21 protein-coding genes and 6 tRNA genes are annotated in these 25087 nt (G+C 70.3%); 11 read left to right on the forward strand and 16 right to left on the reverse strand.

The genetic code is table 11. The features are described from left to right. Positions 1–10 precede the first annotated feature (10 nt). The 7 genes from OG242_RS16740 to OG242_RS16770 all read right to left on the reverse strand — a co-directional run bounded on the left by OG242_RS16740 (position 11) and on the right by OG242_RS16770 (position 4594). On the reverse strand, positions 11–622 hold the full coding sequence (locus OG242_RS16740; RefSeq protein WP_405898933.1) for a response regulator: 612 nt from the start codon (positions 620–622) through the stop codon (positions 11–13). Next, complete coding sequence (locus OG242_RS16745; RefSeq protein ID WP_405901633.1) at positions 619–1989, reverse strand: sensor histidine kinase; 1371 nt, start codon at positions 1987–1989, stop codon at positions 619–621. The genes OG242_RS16740 and OG242_RS16745 overlap by 4 nt, the downstream gene beginning before the upstream one ends. Positions 1990–2007: 18 nt before the next feature. Further along, entirely contained in the window at positions 2008–2808 is an 801-nt protein-coding gene (locus OG242_RS16750; RefSeq protein WP_405898934.1) for an ABC transporter permease, read from the reverse strand. Continuing rightward, positions 2805–3749, reverse strand: coding sequence for an ABC transporter ATP-binding protein (locus tag OG242_RS16755; RefSeq protein ID WP_405898935.1), 945 nt, complete (start codon positions 3747–3749; stop codon positions 2805–2807). The genes OG242_RS16750 and OG242_RS16755 overlap by 4 nt, the downstream gene beginning before the upstream one ends. 161 nt (positions 3750–3910) lie before the next feature. Next, positions 3911–3983 (reverse strand) — tRNA-Gly (locus OG242_RS16760). A gap of 81 nt (positions 3984–4064) precedes the next feature. Next, a tRNA-Gly gene (locus OG242_RS16765) sits at positions 4065–4136 on the reverse strand. A gap of 122 nt (positions 4137–4258) precedes the next feature. Beyond that, positions 4259–4594, reverse strand: a complete 336-nt coding sequence (locus OG242_RS16770; RefSeq protein ID WP_405898936.1) for an Lsr2 family protein — start codon at positions 4592–4594, stop codon at positions 4259–4261. Positions 4595–4980: 386 nt separating this feature from the next. Between OG242_RS16770 and purS the strand changes: the two genes are divergently transcribed. From purS to purM, 8 genes are all read left to right on the forward strand, one after another. After that, complete coding sequence (gene purS / locus OG242_RS16775) at positions 4981–5241, forward strand: phosphoribosylformylglycinamidine synthase subunit PurS (RefSeq protein WP_018101738.1); 261 nt, start codon at positions 4981–4983, stop codon at positions 5239–5241. After that, positions 5238–5918: a phosphoribosylformylglycinamidine synthase subunit PurQ gene (purQ, locus tag OG242_RS16780; RefSeq protein WP_405898937.1), complete on the forward strand. Its 681-nt coding sequence runs from the start codon at positions 5238–5240 to the stop codon at positions 5916–5918. Before purS ends, purQ begins: the two co-directional genes overlap by 4 nt. Further along, entirely contained in the window at positions 5915–8164 is a 2250-nt protein-coding gene (gene purL, locus OG242_RS16785; RefSeq protein ID WP_405898938.1) for a phosphoribosylformylglycinamidine synthase subunit PurL, read from the forward strand. Before purQ ends, purL begins: the two co-directional genes overlap by 4 nt. Before the next feature lie 217 nt (positions 8165–8381). Continuing rightward, complete coding sequence (locus tag OG242_RS16790; RefSeq protein ID WP_405898939.1) at positions 8382–9020, forward strand: TetR/AcrR family transcriptional regulator; 639 nt, start codon at positions 8382–8384, stop codon at positions 9018–9020. A 60-nt stretch (positions 9021–9080) separates the two neighbouring features. Beyond that, a complete protein-coding gene (locus OG242_RS16795; RefSeq protein ID WP_405898940.1) occupies positions 9081–9881 on the forward strand; it encodes a sterol carrier family protein in 801 nt (266 codons plus the stop codon). 59 nt (positions 9882–9940) lie between these two features. Next, complete coding sequence (locus OG242_RS16800; RefSeq protein ID WP_405898941.1) at positions 9941–10807, forward strand: META domain-containing protein; 867 nt, start codon at positions 9941–9943, stop codon at positions 10805–10807. Between the two features lie 383 nt (positions 10808–11190). Then, positions 11191–12717 (forward strand): amidophosphoribosyltransferase, encoded by a 1527-nt coding sequence (gene purF, locus OG242_RS16805; RefSeq protein ID WP_405898942.1) that lies wholly within the window; start codon positions 11191–11193, stop codon positions 12715–12717. A 60-nt stretch (positions 12718–12777) separates the two neighbouring features. Then, the gene (purM, locus tag OG242_RS16810) at positions 12778–13851 is read left to right on the forward strand and encodes a phosphoribosylformylglycinamidine cyclo-ligase (protein ID WP_405898943.1); all 1074 of its coding nucleotides are present in this window, start codon (positions 12778–12780) and stop codon (positions 13849–13851) included. Between the two features lie 186 nt (positions 13852–14037). On the opposite strand, the gene OG242_RS16815 is transcribed toward purM, so the two are convergent. Next, positions 14038–14295 (reverse strand): DUF3073 domain-containing protein, encoded by a 258-nt coding sequence (locus tag OG242_RS16815; RefSeq protein ID WP_018101730.1) that lies wholly within the window; start codon positions 14293–14295, stop codon positions 14038–14040. Positions 14296–14585: 290 nt separating this feature from the next. Then, on the reverse strand, positions 14586–15677 hold the full coding sequence (locus tag OG242_RS16820) for a Leu/Phe/Val dehydrogenase (RefSeq protein WP_405898944.1): 1092 nt from the start codon (positions 15675–15677) through the stop codon (positions 14586–14588). 177 nt (positions 15678–15854) lie between these two features. Here OG242_RS16820 and OG242_RS16825 point away from each other — a divergent pair, with 177 nt between their 5' ends. Then, positions 15855–16700, forward strand: a complete 846-nt coding sequence (locus OG242_RS16825) for a hypothetical protein (RefSeq protein ID WP_405898945.1) — start codon at positions 15855–15857, stop codon at positions 16698–16700. Between the two features lie 534 nt (positions 16701–17234). Next, positions 17235–17441: a developmental transcriptional regulator BldC gene (gene bldC, locus OG242_RS16830; protein ID WP_003949541.1), complete on the forward strand. Its 207-nt coding sequence runs from the start codon at positions 17235–17237 to the stop codon at positions 17439–17441. Positions 17442–18002: 561 nt separating this feature from the next. On the opposite strand, the gene OG242_RS16835 is transcribed toward bldC, so the two are convergent. The 7 genes from OG242_RS16835 to OG242_RS16865 all read right to left on the reverse strand — a co-directional run bounded on the left by OG242_RS16835 (position 18003) and on the right by OG242_RS16865 (position 24543). Next, positions 18003–18221, reverse strand: a complete 219-nt coding sequence (locus tag OG242_RS16835; RefSeq protein WP_405898946.1) for a DUF6274 family protein — start codon at positions 18219–18221, stop codon at positions 18003–18005. A 140-nt stretch (positions 18222–18361) separates the two neighbouring features. Beyond that, positions 18362–18436 (reverse strand) — tRNA-Asp (locus OG242_RS16840). Between the two features lie 105 nt (positions 18437–18541). Next, positions 18542–22462, reverse strand: a complete 3921-nt coding sequence (gene hrpA / locus OG242_RS16845) for an ATP-dependent RNA helicase HrpA (protein WP_405898947.1) — start codon at positions 22460–22462, stop codon at positions 18542–18544. Positions 22463–22576: 114 nt separating this feature from the next. Further along, a tRNA-Phe gene (locus OG242_RS16850) sits at positions 22577–22653 on the reverse strand. A gap of 22 nt (positions 22654–22675) precedes the next feature. Then, positions 22676–22750, reverse strand: a tRNA-Asp gene (locus tag OG242_RS16855). A 36-nt stretch (positions 22751–22786) separates the two neighbouring features. Beyond that, positions 22787–22859: transfer RNA gene (locus OG242_RS16860), tRNA-Glu, on the reverse strand. A gap of 175 nt (positions 22860–23034) precedes the next feature. Further along, positions 23035–24543 carry a metallophosphoesterase gene (locus OG242_RS16865; protein WP_405898948.1) on the reverse strand — a complete coding sequence of 503 codons (1509 nt, stop codon included), beginning with the start codon at positions 24541–24543 and terminating at the stop codon, positions 23035–23037. A gap of 73 nt (positions 24544–24616) precedes the next feature. Between OG242_RS16865 and OG242_RS16870 the strand changes: the two genes are divergently transcribed. Continuing rightward, a complete protein-coding gene (locus tag OG242_RS16870) occupies positions 24617–24967 on the forward strand; it encodes a metallopeptidase family protein (protein ID WP_018101725.1) in 351 nt (116 codons plus the stop codon). Positions 24968–25087: the final 120 nt, after the last annotated feature.

The following is a 25087-nucleotide window of genomic DNA, read 5'->3' on the forward strand; positions in this document are numbered from 1 at the left end:
GCGAGACCTACTATACCCAACCCCGCTCGCGTGCGAGACGCACTGCCGAGTGACGGTTTTCCGCCCCGAGCTTCGAGGCCGCGGCCGAGAGGTAGTTCCGCACGGTGCCCTGCGACAGTGACGCCCGGTCGGCGATCTCCGAGACCGGCGCACCGTCGGCCGCCAGCTCCAGCACCTCGGTCTCGCGCACGGTCAGCGGCGAGTCCCCGGCGGCGATCGCGTCCGCCGCCAACTCCGGGTCCACATAACGGCTTCCGGCCTGCACGGTACGGATGATGCCGGCGAGCTGACGGGCGCTGACGGTCTTGGGCACGAAGCCCCGCACGCCCGCCGCCAGGGCCCGCTTGAGGTGGCCGGGCCGGCCGTGGCTCGTCACGATCATCGTCCGGCAGTCCGGGAGTTCGGCCCGCAGTGATGTGGCTACGCTCACACCGTCGGCCCCCGGCATCTCCAGGTCCAGCACCGCGACGTCGGGGCGGTGCGCCCGGGCCATGGCGAGCGCCTCCGGACCCGTCGCCGCCTCCGCGACCACCACCAGGTCCTCCTCCAGCGCGAGGAGGGCGGCGAGCGCGCCCCGGATCAGATGCTCGTCGTCGGCGAGCAGAACCCGTACCGCGGTCATCGTCGTCCCTCCAGGAGGCCGGGGCCCGGCCCCACCATCACGCCGGGAGCCACCACGGTCCCGGGACGCAGTCCTTCGGCGCCGTCCGCGCCGTCCGCGCCGTTCGTGCCGGGGCGGCCGGATTCCGTCTCCGGCCAGTCGCGGTCGCCCAGCGGGATCGTCGCGCTCAGCCGGAACAGGCCGCCGCCCTTCGCGGGTCCCGCCTCCAGCGAGCCGTCGAGCGCGCCGAGCCGCTCCCGGAGGCCGGCCAGCCCGGAGCCCGGCCCGTCGGACGCGGTCGCCGCGGCCGTCGCCCCGTCGTTCTCCACCTGGAGCGTCACGGCGTCCGCGGTGGCGCGCACCCGGATCACGCAGTGCTGCGGATCGCCGTGCCGCAGCACATTGGTCGCGGCCTCGCGGACGACCCAGCCGAGCGCCGACTGCACGGGCACGGGCAGGCGCTCACCGCTGTCCCCGGTCACCGTGCACTCGATACCGGCTGCCCTCAGCACGCCCTGGGCCCCGGCCAGTTCCGTGCTCAGGTCGGCCTCCCGGTATCCGCGCACCACATCGCGCACCTCCTGCTGCGAGGCCCGCGCTATCCGCTGCACCTCGACCATCTGGTCCACCGCCTCCGGCCGGCCGCGCTGCGCGAGCTCCACCGCCAGCTCGCTCTTGAGCGCGATCACCGCGAGGTTGCGGCCCAGCACGTCATGCATGTCCCGCCCGAAGCGCAGTCGCTCCTCGGCCACGGCGAGCCTGGCCTGTATGTCCCTCGCCTGCTCCGCCTGCCACATCACGCTCATGCTCCAGGCGCTCGGCCGGACCGAGATCAGGACCAGCACACAGCCGAAGAGGCTGCAGGGCGCCACTCCGGCCAGGGTGCCGCCCCGGACGCCGGCCACGGCGAGGGTGCCCGTGATCAGGGCGGTGAGGCAGAGCGACTCGATCAGGAGGCGGCGGACCGGAACCAGCAGCACGCGTGTGATCACGAGGGCCATCGGCGCGTTCAGCGTCATGAGCAGCAGCCCCGCGCCGTGGACGCCGTCCACCGCTGCCAGCGCCGCCAGCAGCCCGACGGCCACGGCCAGGAGCGCCACGGGGGCCAGCAGACGCCGCTGAGGGAAGACGGAGACGGTCAGGTAGTGCTCGTACGCCCCGTGCAGGTTGCGGTTGCTCAGGAGGCACTGCGTCAGGCTCACCAGGAGCAGTGCCACACCGAGCGTCAGCGGAAGCGGCGCATGACGGATGTCCGACTTGAAGGGTGTCCCCTGCCAGGCCAGGGTGAAGAACCAGGGGATGCAGGAGATCGTGAACCGCGAGTACAGGTCGATCCGTTCCATCTTGTTGCGCTCCTGCCAGCTGCGGCGCCAGCCCCGTACGCGCATCACGGCGTCTTCCCCTCTTCAGCGTCGCGGATCCCAGCGGAACCACCGCTGCACAGCAAACACGGCGGCCGCCGTCCAGACCAGCCCGGTCAGCGCGGCACCGAGCAGGTCGGTGCTCCCGGAGGTGCCGAGCCAGCCGGCCCGTATCAGGGTCATCACCCCGGTCAGCGGCAGGTATTCGCAGACCGCCGCGAGGCGGTCGGGGAATACCTCCAGCGGGACGAAGAGCCCTGAGCCCATCATCGAGACGAGGAACAGCGGCAGGGTCGTCAGCTGGGCCGTCTGCACGGTGCGGGTGACCACCGAGGTGACCGCGGCCAGGACCGTGAGCAGCACCACGCCCAACAGCAGTCCGGCCACGAGCAGTTCCGGGCGCTCGGGTGCGTCGAGGCCGAAGAAGGCCGTACCGGCGACGATGATGACCGCGCTCTGTGCCAGGGCGAGGGCGCCGGCGGGGAGTGCGGTCCCGGCGAGGATCTCCCCGTCGGTGACCTCGCCGGTGCGCAGCCGCTTCAGGACCAGCTCCTCGCGCCGGGCGACGTAGGCGGCGGCCGTGTTCATGTAGACGGCCTGGACGAGCACCGTGCCGATGCCGCCGATGAGCGCGGCACCGGCGACGGTGAGGCCGGTGCCCTGGAGGTCGATCTTCTCGAAGGTCGACTTCATGGCCATGATCATGGCCGCCGGCATGAGCAGCGCGACGAAGACCGCCGTCCTGTTCCGGACGAGCAGCGTCAGCTCGGCCCGCCCGAGCGCCGTCAGCCGGGTCAGGGGCGTCGTGCGCGGGGTGCTGGGCGCGGGGGTGGTCGTGGCGGTCATGCGGCATGCACCTCTTCGGTTTCGGCGGCGGACTTCGCGATGTCGAGGAAGGCCTCTTCGAGCGAGGCCGAGCGGGCGTCGAGCCCCTGCAGCGCGACGTCCGACTCCGCGGCCCAGCGGAGCAGTTCGGTCAGGGAGTCCTGGAGCCGGTGCGTACGTATCTCGATCCGGGGGCCTTCGGCGGCGGCGTGGAGCTCCAGGGGGAGCCGCGCCGCGGGGACGCCGTCGGGCAGCTCGAAGCGGATGCGGGCGGGGCGGGCGGCCGTCACCTCGGCCGTGGTGCCCGCGGTCACGATCCGGCCGCGGTGCATGATCGCCAGCCGGTCCGCGAGCGCCTCGGCCTCCTCCAGGTAGTGCGTGGTGAGCAGCACGGTGATGCCGTCCTCCTGGAGCCGGCGCACCAGCGCCCAGGTGTCGCGCCGGCCCTCGGCGTCGAGCCCCGTGGTCGGCTCGTCGAGGAAGAGGACCTCGGGCCGGCCGAGCAGGGCCAGCGCCAGGTCCAGCCGCCGCCGCTCACCGCCCGAGAGCTGCTTGACCCGGACGCGGGCGCGGTGACCGAGCCCCACGAGCTCCAGGGCCTCCCCGGTGGGACGGGCGCCACTGGTGCAGCCCGCCCACATCCGTACCGTCTCGGTGACCGACAGCTCGGACGGGAAACCGCCCTCCTGGAGCATCACGCCTATCCGGGGGCGGACCCGGGCGCGCTCGGCGTACGGGTCGTGGCCCAGCACCCGGACCGTGCCGCCGTCGGGGCGGGCCAGGCCCTCCAGGATCTCGACGGTGGAGGTCTTGCCGGCGCCGTTCGTACCGAGCAGGGCGAAGAGCTCGCCGCGCGCCACGGCGAAGGAGACGCCGGACACGGCCTCGAAGCCGCCGGCGTAGCTGCGCCGGACGTCCTCCGCCTGGATCACGTACTCACGGGACTTGTCGTCGCTGGTCATGTCTTCAGGTTTCCGTCCGCGGCGGTCCGTGGGCAGTGCGGGCTGTCATCACCACCCATGACAAACGTCATGGGTGGTGTCCGAGGAGTGGGGAAGACACATGAGGACCCGAGACACGACGAAGGCCCCGGTCGAAATCGACCGGGGCCTTCGTCTTTCTGAGCGGACGACCAGGTTCGAACTGGCGACCTCAACCTTGGCAAGGTTGCGCTCTACCAACTGAGCTACGTCCGCATTGCAGCCACTCGGCTTTCACCGGTGGAGCGAGCACTACTCTACCTGATCCACCGGAGTGGTCCTGCAAGAGTTGTGCGGAGCGGGTGACAGGAATTGCACACTGCGCCTTCCCCCTGGAAGGGGGATGTTCTACTACTGAACTACACCCGCACGCTGCGTGGGGTTCGGCCTTTTCGGCCTTGCCCCTCGGCGTGCTCCAGACTCTAGCCGACCTGCGGGGGTGTAGCGCAAGTCGGCTCCCCCGCAGCTCCTCCGCGGCACCTTTCGCCGGGTCAACTCGCTTCCTGGAACGCCTCGTAGACGCTCTTGGGGATCCGGCCCCTGGCCGGCACGTCCATCCGGTGCGAGCGCGCCCAGGCCCGCACCGCCGCGGGGTCGGGCGCGAGCGAGGTGTGCCGGTACGGAACGGGAGCCTTGCCGCTCTTGCCGGTATTTGTCTGCTTACGGCCGGCCGCCATGTACGGGGCCAGGGCGTTGCGCAGTTTCTTCGCGTTGGACGGATTGAGGTCGATCTCGTACGACTTCCCGTCCAGGGCGAAGGTGACCGTTTCCGCCGCTGTTCCCCCGTCGATGTCGTCGGAGAGTGTGACCACTACGCGCTGCGCCACGGATATCGGTCCTTTCCTGCGGCATCGACGCGTCTGGCATGCGCCGCTGCCGGCCTTCCGGCTGTGAGCACGGATGCGGGCCGACTGCTGTCGGTGCTCCGGGGCAATGCTGCATTCCCCGGTAATCATTTGTACAGCGAGTGGTGCCGCATTGTGAAGACCGTCCAATTACCTGCGCGTGTCCGCCCGCTATGTGCGCTGCTCATGAGCATTTGTTTCGCGGCTTTTCTGCCGTCCGGTGATCGGCCGAAATCTGGGCGTGATCTATCCCGTTTGATATCTACCCGCGTAGAATTTCCGGCCAGGTACGCTGAGTGGACCCGCGGGGGTCCGGGGTACCCCCTCCGGAGAAACAGCCGCACCACACCACCACACCGGGAGTGCCAGTGGCACGCGTCGTAGTCGACGTCATGCTCAAGCCCGAGATCCTCGACCCGCAGGGACAGGCGGTGCAGCGCGCACTGCCCCGTCTCGGCTTCGAGGGAATCGCGGACGTACGTCAGGGAAAGCGTTTCGAGCTGCAGGTCGAGGGGCCGGTCGACGACGCCGCCCTCGCCCGTATTCACGAGATGGCGGAGACGTTCCTCGCCAACACCGTGATCGAGGACTTCACCGTCAAGGTGGAGAACGCCGAGGAGTCGAAGTGACTGCTCGTATCGGAGTCGTCACCTTTCCGGGCACGCTCGACGACCAGGACGCCCTTCGGGCCGTACGGGTCGCGGGTGCCGAATCCGTATCGCTGTGGCACCGCGACAAGGACCTGCACCAGGTCGACGCGGTCATCCTCGCGGGCGGATTCTCCTACGGCGACTATCTGCGCGCCGGAGCCATCTCCCGGTTCTCGCCGGTCATGGAGACGGTGATCGAGCAGGCGAAGGCGGGCATGCCCGTCCTCGGCATCTGCAACGGCTTCCAGATCCTGACCGAGGCGCATCTGCTGCCCGGCGCGATGCTGCGCAACAACCACCTGCACTTCATCTGCCGCGACCAGACGCTGCGCGTCGAGAACGCGGAGACCGCCTGGACCTCGGACTACTCCGCGGGCCAGGAGATCTCCGTACCGCTCAAGAACATGGACGGCCGCTACACCGCCGACGAGCACACGCTCGACGCGCTGGAGGCCGAGGGCCGCGTCGCCTTCCGGTATGTGGGCGCAAACCCCAACGGCTCGCTGCGCGACATCGCCGGCATCACCAACGCCGTGGGCAACGTCGTCGGCCTGATGCCGCACCCGGAGCACGCCGTGGAGCCGCTGATCGGCACCGGTCGCACCGACGGTCTCGGCTTCTTCACCTCGATCATCAAGAAGCTGGTCAACGCATGAGCCTGGACACGGTCAAGCACGCGGCCGAAACCCCGGAGACCGAGCAGCCCTGGAAGGAACTCGGCCTCAAGGAGGACGAGTACGCCCGCATCCGCGAGATCCTGGGCCGCCGTCCCACCGGCGCCGAGCTCGCCATGTACTCGGTGATGTGGTCCGAGCACTGCTCGTACAAGAGCAGCAAGGTCCACCTCAAGCAGTTCGGCGAGAAGGTCCCCGCCAACGACGCGATGCTCGTCGGCATCGGCGAGAACGCCGGTGTGGTCGACGTCGGACAGGGGTACGCGGTCACCTTCAAGGTCGAGTCGCACAACCACCCCTCGTACATCGAGCCCTACCAGGGCGCGGCGACCGGCGTCGGCGGCATCGTCCGCGACATCCTCGCCATGGGCGCCCGCCCGGTCGCCGTCGTCGACCCGCTGCGCTTCGGCGCGGCCGACCACCCGGACACCAAGCGCGTCCTGCCGGGTGTCGTCGCGGGCATCGGCGGGTACGGCAACTGCCTCGGCCTGCCGAACATCGGCGGCGAGGTCGTTTTCGACGCCTGCTACCAGGGGAACCCGCTCGTCAACGCCGGCTGCATCGGCGTGATGAAGCACGAGGACATCCACCTCGCGCAGGCCTCGGGTCCCGGCAACAAGGTCATCCTGTACGGCGCCCGCACCGGTGGCGACGGCATCGGCGGCGTCTCCGTGCTGGCCTCGGAGACCTTCGAGTCGACCGGCCCGGCCAAGCGCCCCGCCGTCCAGGTCGGCGACCCGTTCCAGGAGAAGCTCCTCATCGAGTGCACCCTGGAGATCTTCAAGGAGAAGCTCGTCGCGGGCATCCAGGACCTCGGCGGCGCCGGGCTCTCCTGCGCCACGTCCGAGCTGGCCTCCGCGGGCTCCGGCGGCATGCGCGTCGAGCTGGACACCGTGCCGCTGCGCGACTCCTCCCTCTCGCCCGAGGAAATCCTCATGAGCGAGTCGCAGGAGCGCATGTGCGCGATCGTCGAGCCGCAGCACGTCGACCGCTTCCTGGAGATCTGCGAGAAGTGGGACGTCATCGCCACCGTCATCGGTGAGGTGACCGAGGGTTCGCAGCTGGAGATCTTCTGGCACGGCGAGCAGATCGTGGACGTTCCGCCGCGGTCCGTCGCCCACGAGGGCCCGACCTACCACCGCCCGTTCGCCCGCCCGTCCTGGCAGGACGCGCTCCAGGCGGACGACGCCGGCAAGCTGGCCCGCCCGGCGAACGCCGCCGAGCTGCGCGAGCAGGTCCTCAAGCTGGTCTCGTCGCCGAACCAGGCGTCGAAGTCCTGGATCACCGACCAGTACGACCGTTTCGTGCAGGGCAACACCGTCCTCGCGATGCCCGAGGACGCCGGCATGGTCCGCATCGACGAGGAGTCCAACCTCGGCGTGGCCATGGCGACCGACGGCAACGGCCGGTACGCGAAGCTCGACCCGTACACCGGTGCCCAGCTCGCGCTGGCGGAGTCGTACCGCAACGTCGCCGCCTCCGGTGCCAAGCCGCTCGCGATCTCGGACTGCCTGAACTTCGGTTCGCCCGAGGACCCGGACGTCATGTGGCAGTTCGCCGAGGCCACCCGCGGTCTCGCGGACGGCTGCCTGGAGCTGGGCACGCCGGTCACCGGCGGCAACGTCTCGCTGTACAACCAGACCGGGGAGACGGCGATCCACCCGACGCCGGTCGTGGCCGTGCTCGGTGTGATCGACGACGTCACGCGGCGCACGCCGGTCGCCTTCGCGGAAGAGGGCCAGCTCCTCTACCTGCTGGGCGACACCCGCGAGGAGTTCGGCGGCTCGGCCTGGTCCGAGGTCGTCCACAACCACCTCGGCGGCATGCCGCCCAAGGTGGACCTCGGCCGCGAGAAGCTGCTCGCCGAGATCCTTATCTCGGCCTCCCGCGACGGCATGATCGACGCGGCGCACGACCTGTCGGACGGCGGCCTGGTCCAGGCCGTCACCGAATCCTGCCTGCGCGGCGGGAAGGGTGCCCGGCTGGTCGTGCCGGACGGTCTCGACGCGTTCACGCTGCTGTTCTCCGAGTCCGCGGGCCGCGCGGTCGTCTCGGTGCCGCGCAGCGAGGAGCTGCGGTTCAACGACATGTGCGGGGCGCGCGGTCTGCCCGTGACCCGCATCGGTGTCGTGGACGGCGACGCGATCGAGGTCCAGGGCGAGTTCGGCATCCCGCTGAGCGAGCTGCGTACGGCGCACGAGGAGACGATCCCGGCGCTGCTCGCGTAGTCCCCGGACGGCTCACGCCGAAACCCCCGACCGGTCCGCCCGGTCGGGGGTTTCGCGTTGTGTGTACGGGGAAGGCCTCCGGCCCGTGCGGGGGTCTGGAAGAAGCGGACCCCGGTGGTGGCGACGTGCGCCGCTGTGGCCGCTTCGCTGTCCCCGAATCTGTGTACTGAGTCAAATTTTAATGCGAGATTAATTTTCATCCTGGTACAGTGAGGACATGACCGAGGGGATGGGCCTGCGCGAGCGCAAGAAGATGGAAACCCGGCGGCGGCTGCTGGAAACGGCCACCAGGCTCTTCTCCGAGCGCGGATTCGACCAGGTATCCGTCGCGGAGATCGCCGACGCGGCCGATGTGTCGAAGATGACCGTCTTCAACTACTTCGACAGCAAGGAGGACCTGGTCTTCGCGCCGCTGGAGGAGCACGTCGGCGACGCAGCCCAGGTCGTACGGGACCGCGCGCCCGGCGAATCGGCGGTGGCGGCGATACGCCGGCAGTTCATCGAGGCCATCGAGGGCCACGACCCGTCGGTGGGGATGGGTGACAAGCCGTTGGCGCTCGGCATCGTGCGGCTCATCATGGAGACGCCGGCCCTGCTCACCCGCGCCCACTCCTTCTTCGTCCGCACCCAGGACCAGCTCACCGAAGCGCTGATCGAGGAGGGCGAGGAGCCGGTCGTCGCGCGCATCGTCGCCTCCCAGATCCTCGGCACCCGGAACGCGCTGCTCACCGAGAACCGCCGCCGCCTGCTGGCCGGCGAACCGTCCGCCGCGGTCGCCGCGGACGCCGTCGTCCTCGCCCACCGGGGCTTCGACCTGCTGGAGAAGGGCCTCGGCGACTACGCGACGCGCGCCTGACCCGGGGCCCGCCTACGCGGGGCGGCAGCGCTGTCAGTGCCACGCCGTAGGCTCCCCCGCATGCCGCCCTCGCAGAAGCGCGCCCGTCGCTACGACCCGGCCAGGACCCGCACCGCGGTCCTCGCCCAGTTCACGCACGTACGGGACGCCGTGCGCACGCTGACCCCGCAGCAGCTCGCCGCGCCGAGCGGGCTGGGGGAGTGGACGGTGCGCGAGCTCGCCGCCCACATCACCATGGCCCTCTCGCACGTCGGCCAGACGCTGGAGCTTCCCGCACCGGCCCTGGCCAAACCCGAGGTGACCCTCCTGGAGTGGCCGTTCACCACGGCGGCCCGCGCCACCGGGATCGCGGACGACACCGCCGAGCGGGCCGCCGGCCACACCGACCTGGACGCCCTGTACGCGGAGGTCGCCGCCCGCTTCGAGGGACTGGTGCCCGCGGCGTCCGAGGACCGGCTGCTGGGCACCCGGGTCGGGGCGATGCGCCTCGGCGACTTCCTGGTCACCCGGACCGTGGAGCTGATCGTCCACACCTACGACCTCAACGCGGCGACCGGGCTCTCCGTCCCGTACGACCGGCAGGCGCTCGCCGCGTGCAGCCGGCTGCTCGCCGACGCGCTGGCCGAGAAGGCACCCGGCGGCTCGGTCGAGGTCCGGGTGCCGCCGTTCGCCGTGGTCCAGTGCGTCCAGGGCCCGCGCCACACCCGGGGCACCCCGCCCAACGTCGTCGAGACCGACCCGCTGACCTGGATACGGCTGGCGACCGGGCGTACGGAATGGGCGCGCGAGGTCGAGGCGGCGAAGGTCGCGGCGAGCGGCGAGCGGGCGGACCTGTCGGAGCTGCTCCCCCTGATGGGGTGACCGCCCCCGATCGGCCTCCGCGCGGGAACCGGAACGCCCGCGCCGACCGTCTCACCCCCATGCAGCTCCCCATCCAGGCACCCACGCGGCGCAAGCGTCTGGCCGTCGGCCTGCTGGCCGCCCTGCTCACCCTCGCCGCCTGCGGCACGGAGAAGGCCGGCGAGCCCGGGGCGGGCTCCCGGTCCGCACCCGCCGGTGACAGCGGCTCCGTACAGCCCGCCGCGGACCTGACCGGCGTGCGCTGGAGCGTGGACTCGGTGACGGTCGACGGGAAGCGCACCGACGCACCCGCCGGCGCGTATGTCGAGATCGACGGGAAGGGGCGGGCGAGCGGCCGGTACGGCTGCAACCAGTTCACCGCGCGCGCCCGGATCGACGGGCACACCGTCACCGTCGAGCCGGAGCTGACCACCCAAATCGGCTGCCCACCGGACGTCCAGCACTTCGAGTCCCTGCTGGCCGACGCCCTCAGCGGCAAGCTCACGGCGGCCGTGGAGAAGAGGACCCTCACCCTGACCACGGCGAAGGGCGACACCATCGCGCTGACCGCCCGGCGCCCGGTCCCGCTCGCCGGCACCGACTGGCGGGTCACCACCCTCGCCACCGGCTCCACCGCCTCCTCCGTGCCCGCCGGTACGGAGGACCGGGCGCGGATCACCTTCGGCCGCGACGGCACGGTCCACGGCACCCTCGGCTGCAACACCTTCCGGGGCACGGCGAAGGTGTCCGGCTCGGCCATCGCCTTCGGCACGCTCGCCGTCACCCGCAAGATGTGCCCGGACCCGGAGATGCGCCTCGAACGCGCCGTACGGGCGGTGCTCGACGGGACCACGACGACCTTCGGCATCGACCGGCGCACCCTGACCCTCACCACGAAGGACGGTGCGCGGGGGCTCGGTGCCCGGGCCGCCGACCGGAACAGCTGACCGGAACAGCTGACCGGACGGTCGGCGGAAGAGCCCGGCGGACGCGACGAGATGGCGCATACCGGGCGGCGCCGGTGTGAGGCTCGCCACGAAACGACCGTTCGGGCTCCTCACCCCGGGGGGCCGCGTACCGCCTCACACAGCGCCACGAACCGGTCCGGCGGCCCCGCTCACACGGTGGCCGGAACCTGCCGGTAACCCATCGGCGGTCCGGGCGTAGCCTGCCCTGCGACGGTTGCCGCGCGTAGATCCGGGAAGAGCCACGGTCACCGTGCGTGACTGCTCCGGCGGGTCCTGGAGCGCGCTCGAAGGGCTCCGCACCAGCGGTCCGGCGGGGGATCCCCAATTCGGACCAGTGGTCGATCTCCCCTACACTCGATGGCGTGCCCCGTGGTGATGGACGACTCAACCACGACCTGCTCCCCGGAGAGAAAGGCCCCCAGGACGCTTGCGGCGTCTTCGGTGTCTGGGCTCCGGGCGAAGAGGTCGCCAAGCTCACCTATTTCGGACTGTATGCCCTGCAGCACCGTGGACAGGAGTCCGCGGGCATCGCAGTGAGCAACGGGTCCCAGATCCTGGTCTTCAAGGACATGGGACTGGTCTCGCAGGTCTTCGACGAAACCTCCCTGGGATCGCTCCAGGGCCATATCGCGGTCGGACATGCCCGCTACTCCACCACCGGTGCCTCGGTGTGGGAGAACGCGCAGCCGACGTTCCGTGCGACCGCGCACGGCTCGATCGCCCTCGGTCACAACGGGAACCTGGTCAACACGGCCCAGCTCGCGGAGATGGTCGCCGACCTCCCGCGCAAGGACGGCCGCGCCACCCAGGTCGCCGCGACCAACGACACCGATCTGGTGACCGCGCTGCTCGCCGGCCAGACCGACGAGGACGGCAAGCCGCTCACCATCGAGGAGGCCGCCGCCAAGGTGCTTCCCGAGGTGCGGGGTGCCTTCTCCCTGGTCTTCATGGACGAGCACACGCTCTACGCCGCCCGTGACCCGCAGGGCATCCGCCCGCTGGTCCTCGGCCGCCTGGAGCGCGGCTGGGTCGTCGCGTCGGAGTCCGCCGCCCTCGACATCTGCGGCGCCAGCTTCGTCCGCGAGATCGAGCCGGGCGAGATGGTCGCCGTCGACGAGAACGGTCTGCGCACCTCTAGATTCGCGGAAGCGAAGCCCAAGGGCTGCGTCTTCGAGTACGTCTACCTGGCGCGCCCCGATACCGACATCGCGGGCCGCAACGTCTATCTCTCCCGTGTGGAGATGGGCCGCAAGCTGGCCGCGGAAGCGCCCGTCGACGCGGATCTGGTCATAGCGACCCCGGAGTCCGGCACCCCGGCCGCCATCGGTTACGCGGAGGCCAGCGGGATTCCGTTCGGCGCCGGCCTGGTGAAGAACGCCTATGTCGGCCGGACCTTCATCCAGCCGTCCCAGACGATCCGCCAGCTGGGCATCCGCCTCAAGCTCAACCCGCTCAAGGAAGTCATCAAGGGCAAGCGCCTGGTGGTCGTCGACGACTCGATCGTCCGCGGCAACACCCAGCGCGCACTGGTCCGGATGCTCCGCGAGGCCGGCGCCGCCGAGATCCACATCCGGATCTCGTCCCCGCCGGTGAAGTGGCCCTGCTTCTTCGGCATCGACTTCGCGACCCGCGCCGAGCTGATCGCCAACGGCATGTCCGTCGAGGAGATCGGCACGTCGATGGGCGCCGACTCGCTCGCGTACATCTCGATCGACTCGATGATCGAGGCGACGACGATCGACAAGCCGAACCTGTGCCGCGCCTGCTTCGACGGCGAGTACCCGATGGAGCTCCCGGACCCGGAGCTGCTCGGCAAGCAGCTGCTGGAGACCGAGCTGGCGGCGGGCCCCGCGGCGACCGCGGCGGCCGACGCGCTGCGGCGTCCGTGATCCGGACCGTCCGGCAGCCCTTCCCCCAGCCCCGTATTTCCACACGAAAGATCCCAGGCAATGTCTGAGACAACAGGTGCTTCCTACGCGGCAGCGGGCGTCGACATCGAGGCCGGCGACCGCGCTGTCGAGCTGATGAAGGAGTGGGTGAAGAAGACGCAGCGCCCCGAGGTCGCAGGACTCGGCGGCCTCGGCGGATTCGCCGGTCTCTTCGACGCCTCGGCGCTCAAGCGCTACGAGCGTCCGCTCCTGGCCTCCGCCACGGACGGCGTCGGCACCAAGGTCGACCTCGCCCGCCAGATGGGCGTGTACGACACCATCGGTCACGACCTCGTCGGCATGGTCGTCGACGACCTCGTCGTCTGCGGCGCCGAGCCGCTGTTCATGACCGACTACATCTGCGTCGGCAAGGTGCACCCCGAGCGTGTCGCGGCCATCGTCAAGGGCATCGCCGAGGGCTGTGTGCTGGCCGGCTGCGCCCTGGTCGGCGGCGAGACGGCCGAGCACCCGGGTCTGCTGGGCGCGGACGACTTCGACGTGGCCGGTGCGGGCACGGGCGTCGTCGAGGCCGACCGCCTGCTGGGCCCCGACCGCATCCGCGAGGGTGACGCCGTGATCGCCATGGCGTCCTCCGGGCTTCACTCGAACGGGTACTCGCTCGTCCGCCACGTGGTCTTCGACCGGGCCGGCTGGACGCTGGACCGCCAGGTCGAGGAGTTCGGCCGGACCCTGGGCGAGGAGCTCCTGGAGCCGACCCGGATCTACTCGCTGGACTGCCTCGCGCTCACCCGTACGACCGAGGTGCACGGCTTCAGCCACGTCACCGGCGGCGGCCTGGCCAACAACCTGGCCAGGGTCATCCCCGACACCCTGCACGCGACGGTGGACCGCTCCACGTGGACGCCGGGCGCGGTGTTCGACCTCGTCGGCAAGGCCGGCCAGGTCGAGCAGCTGGAGCTGGAGAAGACGCTCAACATGGGCGTCGGCATGATCGCGGTCGTCCCCGCCGAGTCCGTGGACGCGGCCCTGACGACGCTGGCCGACCGGGGCGTCGACTCCTGGGTCGCCGGCGAGATCACCGCCCGCGGCGACCACGCGACGGGCGCCGAGCTGGTGGGTTCGTACGCACGCTGAGCGGGAACACCGGCCGGGCCGACGGGCCCGGCCGGTCACCGTCCGCCTCGGCCTTCCCGCACCGGGACAGCCCAGACCCGCACCGGGACAGCCCAGACCCGCACCGGGACAGCGCGAACCTGTACCGGTACAGCACAAAACCCGGTCCGAAGCAGCTCCGGACCGGGGTGATGTGTCAGCGCGAGGTCAAGCGCCGCGGCGCTTGGACGACGGACCGGACTGGTCGTTCTCGTCCTCGTCCTCGTCGTTGTTGTACAGATCCGCGTACTGTGCGTACGGGTCATCTTCCTCGTCGTCGTCCTCGAACGGCTCCGCGTTCGGTGGCTGACTCGAAGTCGATGCGCCCAGCTCATTGGCCAGACGCGACAGGTCCGTCCCGCCGCTGCTGTACTTCAGCTGGCGGGCGACCTTGGTCTGCTTGGCCTTTGCCCGGCCGCGCCCCATGGCTCGACCCCCTCGGTGACGGGGCTCGACGGCCCCAGAGTCTTGACACGCGTTCATGTTTCAGGACGGACTCTCGGCAGAGAGACCGTGCCTGTAGAGCTTTAACGGTACCTGCTTCCGCGGCCATACGGTACGCCGCCCGCATCACGTGCCCCGGAAGAGGACCTGCGAGACGTCCCGTCCTCGCTGGTCAACTGCGATTTTAACCTCTTATCGGCAGGCGACCCGCCGACCGGCGTGAGTCTTGTCTCGCCGGTCGGCTGGCCGCGGCCGCACGAAGGGCCTCCGGGTCAGCGGCGGCGGGCCTCCGCCATGCGCTGCTCGGCGATCCGGTCGGCCGCGGCGGCCGGCGGAATGCCGTCCTCCTTCGCACGTGCGAATATGGCCAGCGTGGTGTCGAAGATCCTCGTGGCCTTCGCCTTGCACCGGTCGAAGTCGAAGCCGTGCAGCTCGTCGGCGACCTGGATGACCCCGCCCGCGTTCACCACGTAGTCCGGCGCGTAGAGGATCGCGCGGTCCGCGAGGTCCTTCTCGACGCCGGGGTGCGCGAGCTGGTTGTTGGCCGCGCCGCACACCACCTTCGCGGTGAGCACCGGCACGCTGTCGTCGTTGAGGGCGCCGCCCAGCGCGCACGGGGCGTAGATGTCGAGGCCCTCGGTGCGGATGAGCGCCTCGGTGTCGGCCGCGACGGCGACCTCGGGGTGCTTCTCGGTGATCCGGCGCACCGACTCCTCGCGCACATCGGTGATCACGACCTCGGCGCCGTCCGAGAGCAGGTGCTCGACGAGGTGGTGGCCGACCTTGCCGACTCCGGCGACCCCCACTTTTCGGCCACGCAGCGTCGGGTCGCCCCACAGGTGCTGGGCCGAGGCCCGCATGCCCTGGAAGACGCCGAACGCGGTGAGCACCGAGGAGTCGCCGGCGCCGCCGTTCTCGGGGGAGCGGCCGGTGGTCCAGCGGCACTCGCGGGCCACGACGTCCATGTCGGCGACGTACGTGCCGACGTCGCAGGCCGTCACGTACCGGCCGCCGAGCGAGGCCACGAACCGGCCGTAGGCCAGGAGCAGTTCCTCACTCTTGAGCTGCTCCGGGTCGCCGATGATGACGGCCTTGCCGCCGCCGTGGTCGAGCCCGGCCAGGGCGTTCTTGTACGACATGCCGCGCGCGAGGTTCAGCGCGTCGGCGACGGCCTCGGCCTCGGAGGCGTACGGGTAGAAGCGGGTGCCGCCGAGGGCGGGGCCCAGGGCGGTGGAGTGGAGGGCGATGACGGCCTTGAGGCCGCTGGCCCGGTCCTGGCAGAGGACGACTTGTTCGTGTCCGCCCTGGTCCGAGTGGAACAGGGTGTGCAGGACATCGACAGGCGCGCCGGTCACATCGGTCACTGTGGTGACTCCCAAGTACGAAGCGGCGGAAAGACCCTCCTGAAGGTGGGGAGGGCCCACCGGTCCGGCCGCGTGGGCAGGCCCGGTGGGCAGAAGCGTAAGTCCTACCCCCACGTAGATCTGTTCCGGTGCCAAGGATCACCCCCCACCGGGGGACAGGCGTGACACGATCACCGCATGTCGGTGGTGTCTTCGGTGCTGGTTCCCTACGCGTCCTACCTTCGGGTGTACGAGCCACTGGTGGCCTTCCCGCAGGACGAGCGCGCCCACTGGGCCCGGTACGCGGCCCGCGACCGGACCCCCACGGCCCAGGACGAACTTCGGCGCTCGCTGGCCGACTTGGCGGCGACCCCGCCCGCCGGGGTGCCCGTGCACGAGAGCGCCGACGCGTTCGTGGCGGAGCTGGACGGGGTGGTGTGCGTCTGCCCGTGGCGGACCAGGCTGCGCGGCTGGCTGGCCCTGGACGGGCTGGCGGAGCTGTTCCCCGCGCCGGTGCTCGACGCGGTGCTGCCGCCGGTGGTGCGCGGTCAGGCGCTGGCGGACCACGAGCGGTGGGCGGAGCACAATCCGGATGCCCGGCCGTGGATCAGGACGGCGGTGTGGCAGGTCCCGGTCCGCTGGTTCGTGCTGTTCGAGGACGGGGAGCGGGAGCACGTGGTGGCCGGGCCGGACGGGGAGCCGCCGGTGTTCCGGTACCGGACGCGGATGGTCGAGGCGCGGCGCCGGCTGGCCCGGTCGCTGCGGACGCTGCGGGAGACGATGGACGAGGGTCCGCTGACCGCGGGTCTTGTGGACGTCGGGCGGTGGCTGGAGGAGTTCCACCCGCGCGCGCTCGTCGAGCTGGACTACGGCGGGCTCGTGCACGCGCTGCCGGAGCGGCACCTCAGCGAGGACCGGAGCGCGGCCGACGTGGCGGAGGGCATCGCGGCGCTGCGGGCCGGCGAGGCCGAGAGGGCCGCCGAGGCCTACGCGCGGCTCGCGGAGCGCTGGCGCGCCGTGAGGGACCGTCAGTTCGCCAACTGACCGGGGTGTCACCCGCGCGGAGCGGAGTGTGAACCCGTTTCGGATGTGACACGTGAGGGTGAAGGGACTGAAGGGTCCTGGGAGGCGGTGGGACCTACGTCCCGAACCGGGCCTTTGGCTCAACCGTGATGGATAGCACTTACGGGGCCCTTGCGCCCTTCCCCACCCCTCGTGCCAAAATAGGACAAGGAGTCCGGTGAGGGCTCCATCCGTCCATGTATGGGCGGATCGCTCGGCATTGCACGCTATGGGGGGTCTGGTGACCCCTGATCGCTCTGTGACTGATCGTCACGGTGGCGTGACTGTCCGCTATGGCATGGTCCATCGGCTTTCCGTCGCTGATGAACACCTGGGAGGGCAATTCCATCGGTTTGGCCGACGCGGCTGGACGGATGGTGTAGTTGTAGTGCCGAGGACAAGCCGTTCGTCCTATAACCGACTCGGCCCGCGTCCGCCATTTCGGGCAACGCGGGTCAAGGTGCAGAATTTAGAGGAATGAACCGAGATGGTTCGGTTCTCCCGAGGAGGCCGCTCATGACCGCTCGCACCCCTGATGCCGAGCCGCTGCTGACCCCGGCTGAGGTTGCCACGATGTTCCGCGTGGACCCGAAGACGGTTACCCGTTGGGCGAAGGCAGGCAAGCTCACGTCCATCCGCACGCTCGGTGGGCATCGCCGGTACCGCGAGGCAGAGGTCCGCGCACTGCTTGCGGGTATTCCGCAGCAGCGCAGCGAGGCCTGACAAACCCCCTGTCACCCCGTCACACCTGGGCTTTTGGGTCCCCCAACCCACTTGCTCACCCATAGCTCCATATGACGGGCGCCCGCCCCAACGGGCGCCATACCTGTGCCGCACGGGTCATGTCATCCGATCGCGCTGGACTCCGCCGGGTCCAGCGCGATCTTTTTGTGTCCGCGCCGGCCCTGCCCGTAGTGTCCGCGCCGACCCTGCCCGCACCCGCTCCTGCCCGCCCGTCGGGGCCCGTTCGCGCAGACCGGCACGGAGGCCGGGGCGTTCGCCCGGGGTGTCGGGGGGTGGTCCGAGGGTATCCGGAGGGTGTCCCTCCGGACGGTGCAATTGCACATATTAAATTCGCCAGTTGTAGGAAGGGTGTAAATTCCCCCCTTCTCAAAACTGATTCAGTGACACCCGTCACACCGCATGGATGTTGCCAACTACGAGCCTGCCACTGTGAGGAAGCCGACGGCGCCGCCAAAGGTCATGTGGTGGGAGGACTTACGTCCCCGCCCCGTGGTGCCCGTACGGGAACCCGTCGACGCCCCTCGTGCGCTTCGGGGACCCTCAGTCGGTTCCATCGGCCGCCCCGGCGTTCAGAGAGGCCGCCACGGGCTCCGTGGCGAGCCGCAGCAGCCGGGCGCAGACCGCGCAGCGCCGAGTCAGATGGCGGTAGCCGGACGCGGCCGCCAGATGGGCGCGCAGCAGCGCACGGACGTCGTGCCGGGGCGCCCTCCCGCGGTCCCGCGCCGCCTCGCAGTGGTCCTCGCCCGTCGATGCCCCCATCGCGCCACCTCCCGGTGGATGCGCGCCGCCCCGCTCCGGGAAATCCGGGGGCGGCCCCTGGTTTCTGAGTACTCGTCGACGGACACCGCAGTCAAGACGCGCGAAAGCCCGGATCCAGGGGATCCGGGCTTTCGTTACTGCGGTCCTGACGGGATTTGAACCCGCGGCCTCCACCTTGACAGGGTGGCGAGCACTCCTAACTGCTCCACAGGACCAGGTTTCGCTGCCTTCCTCGCGTCCGGCTGCGAAAACAGACTGTACAGGAGTTCAGCGGGTGCGGTCGAACTCACTCCTGGTGGTGCCCCCGTTACGGAGACCCTCTAGGGGGCCGCTGCGTCGATGGCCTTCACGATCCGCTTGTCCGAGACGGGGAACGCGGTGCCCAGGGCGTGCGCGAAGTAGCTCACCCGTAGCTCCTCGATCATCCACCGGATGTCCAGCACCTCCTGGGGGACGGGCCGGCCCTTGGGCAACTGCTCCAGCAGCCAGGCGTACTCGTCCTGCATCTCGTGGACCTTCTCCATGCGCGTGGTGTCGCGCTGGACGTTGGTCGGCATCTGCTGGAGCCTGCGGTCCTCGGCGACCAGGTACCGCATCAGGTCGGGCAGCCTGCGCAGCCCGGTCGCGGTGACGAAGCCGGGCGGCATCAGGCGCGCCAGGTGATCGCGTACGTCCGTGACGTTGTTGATCAGGACCAGGCTGTTGGTGGCCTTCAGCCGGCGCTCGCAGGCCTGCCAGGCGGCCAGGATCTGCTGGACCTGGCCGATCGTGCGCACGGTCAGGTCCACCAGGTCCGCGCGCACCTTGTCGTACAGCGTCCGGAACGACGCCTCGTCCCAGGCGGGGCCGCCGTGCGCCGCGATCAGCCGGTCGGCGGCCGCCGTCGCGCAGTCGTCGAACAGGGCCTGGATCGAGCCGTGCGGATTGCGGGACAGGGCCAGCTTCTGCTGGTTCGTCAGCTTGTCCGAGGCGAACTTCGCCGGGTTCACCGGGATGTTCAGCAGGATCAGCTTCCGGGTGCCCCGCCACATGGCCTGCTGCTGCTCGGCCTCCGTGTCGAAGAGGCGTACGGCCACGGTCTCGCCCCGGTCGACGAGGGCCGGGTAGGCCTTCACCGGCTGTCCGGCCCGCCGCGTCTCGAAGACCCGGTCGAGCGTGCCGATCGTCCAGTCGGTGAGCCCCGAACGCTCGATGGACTCGCCGGAGGGCCCCGCGGTCGCCGCGGCGGCCTTGGACAGGGCCTGACGGGCCTTCGGGCGCAGCTGGAGCTTCAACGCCTCCAGGTCCTTGTCCTCGGCGACCCTGCGGCGCCGCTCGTCGACGATCCGGAACGTGATCTTGAGGTGGTCCGGGACCCGGTCCAGGTCGAAGTCGTCAGCGGTGACCGGGACCCCGACCATCCGCTGGAGCTCACGGGCCAACGTCGCCGGCAGCGGTTCCTGGAGGGGCACGGCCCGGTCCAGGAACTTGTCCGCGTAGTTCGGCGCGGGCACGTAGTGCCGGCGGATCGGCTTGGGCAGCGAGCGGATCAGTTCGGTGACGACCTCCTCGCGCAGGCCCGGGATCTGCCAGTCGAAGCCCTCGGATGTGACCTGGTTCAGCACCTGGAGCGGAATGTGGACGGTCACCCCGTCGGCGTCCGCCCCGGGCTCGAACTGGTAGGTCACCCGGAACTTGAGCTTCCCCTGCCGCCAGGAGTCCGGGTAGTCGTCCTTGGTGACGGCCCCGGCCTTCTCGTTGATGAGCATCGAGCGCTCGAAGTCGAGTGCGTCCGGCTCGTCGCGCCGCTTGTGCTTCCACCACGAGTCGAAGTGCGCGCCGGAGACGATGTGTTCGGGGATGCGCTGGTCGTAGAAGTCGAACAGCGTCTCGTCGTCGACGAGGATGTCGCGGCGCCGGGCGCGGTGCTCCAGCTCCTCGACCTCGCCGAGCAGTTTGCGGTTGTCGTGGAAGAACTGGTGGTGCGTGCGCCAGTCGCCCTCGACCAGGGCGTTGCGGATGAAGAGGTCCCGCGAGGTCTCCTGGTCGATACGGCCGAAATTGATCTTGCGCTGGGCGACGATCGGCACGCCGTACAGCGTGACCCGCTCGTACGCCATCACCGCGGCCTGGTCCTTCTCCCAGTGCGGCTCGCTGTAGGTGCGCTTCAGCAGGTGCTGGGCCAGCGGCTCGATCCACTCCGGCTCGACCCGGGCGTTGACCCGTGCCCACAGCCGGGACGTCTCGACCAGCTCCGCCGACATCACGAACCGCGGCTGCTTCTTGAACAGCGCCGATCCGGGGAAGATCGCGAACTTGGCGCTGCGGGCGCCCAGGTACTCGTTCTTCTCCGTGTCCTTCAGCCCGATGTGCGACAGCAGCCCGGCCAGCAGCGAGGTGTGCACCGACTGCTCGGGCGCATCGTCCTCGTTGAGCTCGATACCCATCTGCTTGGCGACCGTACGCAGCTGCGCGTAGATGTCCTGCCACTCGCGGATGCGGAGGAAGTTCAGGTACTCCTGCTTGCACATCCGGCGGAAGCTGGAGGAGCCGCGCTCCTTCTGCTGCTCGCGGACGTAGCGCCACAGGTTCAGGAAGGCCAGGAAGTCGGAGGTCTCGTCCTTGAACCGGGCGTGCTGCTGGTCGGCCTGCGTCTGCTTGTCGGACGGCCGCTCGCGCGGGTCCTGGATGGAGAGCGCGGCGGCGATGACCATGACCTCGCGTACGCAGCCGTTGCGGTCGGCCTCGACGACCATACGGGCGAGGCGCGGGTCCACCGGCAGCTGCGAGAGCTTGCGGCCGAGCGGGGTCAGCCGCTTCTTCGGATCCTTCTCCGCCGCGTCGAGGGCGCCCAGCTCCTGGAGGAGCTGCACGCCGTCGCGGATGTTGCGGTGGTCCGGCGGGTCGATGAAGGGGAACTTCTCGATGTCGCCGAGGCCGGCGGCGGTCATCTGGAGGATGACGGAGGCCAGGTTCGTACGAAGGATCTCCGCGTCGGTGAACTCCGGGCGCGTCAGGAAGTCGTCCTCGGAGTACAGCCGGATGCAGATGCCGTCCGAGGTACGGCCGCAGCGGCCCTTGCGCTGGTTGGCGCTGGCCTGCGAGATCCGCTCGATCGGCAGCCGCTGCACCTTGGTGCGGTGGCTGTAGCGGGAGATGCGGGCGGTGCCCGGGTCGATCACGTACTTGATGCCGGGGACGGTCAGCGAGGTCTCGGCGACGTTGGTCGCCAGAACGATCCTGCGACCCGTGTGGCGCTGGAACACCCGGTGCTGCTCGGCGTGCGACAGGCGCGCGTAGAGGGGAAGCACCTCGGTATGGCGCAGGTTCCGTTTGCCGAGCGCGTCGGCGGTGTCGCGGATCTCCCGCTCGCCGGAGAGGAAGACCAGCACGTCGCCGGGGCCCTCGCCCTGGAGCTCGTCGACGGCGTCGCAGATCGCGGTGATCTGGTCGCGGTCGGAGTCCTCGCCGTCCTCCTCCAGGAGCGGCCGGTACCGCACCTCCACCGGGTACGTACGCCCGCTGACCTCGATGACCGGCGCGTCGCCGAAGTGGCGCGAGAAGCGTTCCGGGTCGATGGTCGCGGAGGTGACGACGACCTTCAGGTCCGGGCGCCTGGGCAGCAGCCGGGCCAGATAGCCGAGCAGGAAGTCGATGTTCAGCGACCGCTCGTGGGCCTCGTCGATGATGATCGTGTCGTACGCCAGCAGCTCGCGGTCCGTCTGGATCTCCGCGAGCAGGATGCCGTCCGTCATCAGCTTGACGAAGGTGGCGTCCGGGTTCACCTGGTCGGTGAAGCGGACCTTCCAGCCGACGGCTTCGCCCAGCGGCGTCTTCAGCTCGTCGGCGATCCGCTCGGCCACCGTGCGCGCGGCGATCCGGCGTGGCTGGGTGTGCCCGATCATGCCCCGGACGCCCCGGCCCAGCTCCACGCAGATCTTCGGGATCTGGGTGGTCTTGCCGGAGCCGGTCTCACCGGCGACGATCACGACCTGGTGGTCGCGTATCGCCTCCAGGATCTCGTCCTTCTTCTGGCTGACCGGAAGCTGTTCGGGGTACGTGACGGCGGGCACCCGGCCCGCCCGCTGCGTGAGCCGCCCGGCCGCCTTGTCCGCCTGGGCGGCGATCTCGTCCAGCACGGCCTGCTGGGCCTCGGGCTTGCGGATGCGTCGGGCGCCCTCAAGGCGGCGGCCGAGCCGGTTCGCGTCGCGGAGCGAGAGCTGCGCGAGCCGGGACTGGAGATCGGCGAAGGAAGTAGACATACGGATCCCAGGATCTCACCCGGGCCCGAGGAAGGGCGAACCCATTTCGGGCGGCGCCTCCCTGGAGGCCGCCCGGTACGACGAAGGCCCCGTCCACCGGACGGGGCCTTCGGGTGGTGGCTGGGGCCGGGATCGAACCGGCGACCTATCGCTTTTCAGGCGATCGCTCGTACCAACTGAGCTACCCAGCCACGCAGCTCACAAGGGCTGCAGCGGTCCTGACGGGATTTGAACCCGCGGCCTCCACCTTGACAGGGTGGCGAGCACTCCTAACTGCTCCACAGGACCAAGCGTTGTGCGACTAAGTGTCGCACAGGTTTTGCGTGCCCCCAACGGGATTCGAACCCGTGCTACCGCCTTGAAAGGGCGGCGTCCTGGGCCACTAGACGATGAGGGCAGAACTGCTGTTACAGCTTGCTTCTGCGTCTGTTGCCCGAGGGAACGTGAGAAGCATGTGACTCCGCTTTCCCCTGAGGGTTCCGCTTCTTCTTCCACCCCTGGAGGTTTGAGAACGGTCAAGCCCTGACCGGCGCCGTTGGGCACGTCGGAGACTGTACTACGGCGTTTCCGTGTCAGCCAAACCGAATAGGGGAGGGCGTCGCGTCGGGGCGGCCGACCTCCGGCAGATGGCGGCTGACCTCGGCCGTCGTCAGGCCGAGGCCGCCCAGGGTGATCTCGTCCCAGGCCTGGAGCCGGCGGGTGGAGCGGTCCAGGTAGAGCACCGAGGCGAGCACCTGTTCCGGTTTCTTGTTCTGGACGGCCCGCAGCCCGCCGCCGCCCGTGGAGCCCTCGATCATCAGCCGGGTGCCGCCCTTGAGGACCTCGTTCTGCCGGTGGTGCACATGGCCCGCCAGGACCAGCGGAACCTCGCCGTCCGTCTCCTTCGCCGCCTCCGGCTCGTGGGCCACGGCGATGTCGGCCGGGGTACCGGACCGCTGCTGCTCGCGCAGGGCGGCGGCGAGCGTACGGCCGGCCACGCTCTCGATGTCCTCGGCCTGTTCGGGGCCCGTCCGGTCGGGCGTGAACTGCGGGTCCCCGGTCCCGGCGATCCGCAGCCCGCCGGCGGTCACCGCCCGGCCCTGGTCCAGGACGTGCACGTTCGGGAAGCGCTTCTTGTTCTCCAGGTACTTCTGCGTCACCGCCGAGTCGTGGTTCCCGCGCACCCATACGTAGGGGGCGCCGAGGTCGGCGACGGGGTCCAGGAAGCTGTTCTCGACGGCGGCGCCGTGGTCCATCGTGTCGCCCGAGTCGATGATCACGTCGATGTCGTACTGCTCGACGAGCGAACCGATGATGTGCCACGCGGCCGGGTTCAGATGGATGTCGGAGACGTGCAGGACGCGCAGGGTCGCCGGGTCCGGGCGGTAGACGGGGAGCGTCGAGGTGGCGTCGTACAGCTTGGTGACGTTGGTGACCAGCCGGGCCAGTTCCTGCTGGTAGACGTCGAAGTCGGTGACGATCGAGCGGGCGTCGCCGACGACGGACGGGGCGCTGGAGAGCAGCCCGGAGAACCGGGGCTCCAGGACCGACTTCGGGTTCCAGGTGGCGTACGCGCCGACGCCGGACGCGGCCAGCAGCGCGAGGGCGAGGCCCCCGGCGGCCAGGGCCCGGCGCGGCCGGCGGTAGACGGCGAGGCCCAGCGCGGTGGCGCCGGTGACGACCGCCACGCAGGAGCGCAGGGCCAGCTCGCGGGTGCCCGAGGCGACGTCCGAGGTGACCTCGTCCTCCAGCCCGGCGAGCCGTTCGGGGTGCTGGACCAGGGCCTGGGCGCGGACCGGGTCGAGCCGGTCCACGTCGACGTCGAGGCGGACCGGGGCGTGGTGCGAGTCCAGCTCCAGGGCGCCGAGCGGTGACACGTTGATCTTGGTGCCGCCGCTGAGCGAGGGCCGCAGGGTCATCGTCGTGTCCATCGGCCCGACGGTCGTACGGACACTGCCGACCGCCAGCAGTCCCAGCCAGGCGCCGAACAGCACGACGACGACCATGCCGAGCGCGCGGACGAACGGGCGGGAGGCGACGAGGGCCCCGTCGGTGGCGCGGCGGGGTATCGGGCGGCGGAAGGGGAGTCGGGCGCGGGCCATTGGGTGCCCCTGCCCCAGTCGTGGCGCGGGTATGCCCGGGGCGGGCCGGGCGGTGGTACGGGACAATGGCCGGGTGCTGGAGATGACGCGGGAAGCGTTCGAGGAACTGGTCGCCGAGGCGCTGGACCGGATTCCGCCGGAGCTGACCCGGCTGATGGACAACGTCGCTGTCTTCGTCGAGGACGAACCGGAATCCGACGATCCGGAACTGCTCGGGCTGTACGAGGGCACGCCGCTGACCGAGCGGGGTGAGTGGTACGCGGGTGTGCTGCCGGACCGGATCACCATCTACCGGGGGCCGACGCTGCGGATGTGCGAGACGCGCGAGGACGTGGTGGCGGAGACCGAGATCACCGTCGTCCACGAGATCGCCCACCACTTCGGCATCGACGACGAGAGGCTGCACGCGCTGGGTTACGGGTGAGGGGGCGGGGGCTGGAGCGCCCGTTGTGAACACGCCCGTCCGGTGGGCGTGTCCCGGGCGGTGTCGCGGGAGTTGGGCACAGCGCACCCGGCTCGTTCATGTCAGGCCCCGTCCTTCCTC

Source organism: Streptomyces sp. NBC_00727, from assembly GCF_045161745.1.
Classification (GTDB): domain Bacteria; phylum Actinomycetota; class Actinomycetes; order Streptomycetales; family Streptomycetaceae; genus Streptomyces.